The organism is Protofrankia sp. CiT1, assembly GCF_917627335.1.
Taxonomy (GTDB): domain Bacteria; phylum Actinomycetota; class Actinomycetes; order Frankiales; family Frankiaceae; genus Protofrankia.
Genome location: NZ_CAKJTP010000258.1, coordinates 2,199 through 3,507 on the forward strand (window position 1 = coordinate 2,199; position 1,309 = coordinate 3,507).

1 protein-coding gene is annotated in these 1,309 nt (G+C 59.4%); it reads left to right on the plus strand.

Features of this window, described 5'->3' with window-relative positions:
- Positions 1–448 precede the first annotated feature (448 nt).
- Positions 449–1,294 carry a Dam family site-specific DNA-(adenine-N6)-methyltransferase gene (locus MJ785_RS21070; protein ID WP_239313448.1) on the plus strand — a complete coding sequence of 282 codons (846 nt, stop codon included), beginning with the start codon at positions 449–451 and terminating at the stop codon, positions 1,292–1,294.
- Positions 1,295–1,309: the final 15 nt, after the last annotated feature.

Here is a 1,309-nt window from a genome sequence, read left to right on the forward strand (position 1 = left end):
GACGTCCGCGTCCGCCGTCAGGACGAAAGTTCTCACGGGCCAGGATGGCCGTTAGAGCGCCCGGCAACAGGGAACGCGGCGTCGCGGGGCTGGGGCACGCACCTCGCGTCATCGCTACCCGTCCATCGCTGCGCGATGCACGGGTACCCCGGCTCGTCAGTCGCCACCCGACACCTCCGGTGACTCTCTCCACCGCCTTGCGAGCCATCCGCCCGGACGCCGCTCCCTGATCGAACGCTCTATTGCCGGAGCCTCTTACATTGCGTAGTCCTCGCTCTGCACTGCCCGCGTATGTCCTGTGTAGGCCCGCCCGGTCGGCCAGCTCCTCGTGAGAGAGGCCCAAAACCAACCGTGCAGACCGGATGCACTCGCCGAAGGCCGCCGCTGCTGGGTCCTGTCCCACACGTCCGGTACCGTCCCTGACGTGCAGCCGATGCGTCTACAGCCTATGAGGCTCACCCCGAGCGAGCGCTCGTTCCTGAAGTGGGCGGGCGGGAAGACGCGCTACGCCAGCACCTTGGTGGCACTTGCGCCAGACTTCTCTGGAACATACCGAGAGCCTTTTTTGGGCAGTGGCGCTGTCTATTTCGAACTTCGACCTACGACCTCAACCCTGAGTGACGCCAACGGCGAGCTAATCACATGTTTTCAGCAGGTCCGAGATAGTCCAGTTGAAGTCATGCGCCTGCTCGACTCAATGCCAAATACGCCAGAATATTTTAAGAGCTTACGCCGACAGAAGCCTGAAGATCTATCAGATCTTGAACAAGCGGCGCGGGTCATCTACCTCAACAAGACGAGCTTCCGTGGACTATGGCGTGTAAACAAGAAAGGTGGGTTCAATACCCCTTACGGGGCGTATGATCGCCCCTACTACAACCAAAACACTTTGCTGCGCGCATCCAAGGCGCTCACGAACGCAACGATTACAGAGGCCGACTTTGAGGCGGCCATCGACCAAGCCGAGCCGGGCGACTGGGTCTACCTGGACCCGCCCTACGTCCCACTCGGTGGATGGGCAGACTTCAAACGGTACACACCAGGACAGTTCGGCGAGAGTGACCATATTCGCCTATGTGAGGCCATGCGGCGCGCCGATGCTCGCGGAGTATTCGTCGCCCTCACTAACAGCGAAACCGAATTTGTTCGTGAACTCTTCGGTGCATATTTCCACGAGGCGCGGCTTGCAACTCGCCGCGATATAAATCTAGTTTCAAGCAAGCGTGGCAGCTGGGATCTAGTATTCACTAACTATGAACCCGCAGTTCCCGAACAGATGACCCTATCGATGTAGCGTACAAATTCCTTG

What these genes read in the sequence shown, in the direction of transcription:
- MJ785_RS21070 (WP_239313448.1), top strand. Translation starts at nt 449, where the DNA reads ATGAGGCTCACCCCGAGCGAGCGCTCGTTCCTGAAGTGGGCGGGCGGG.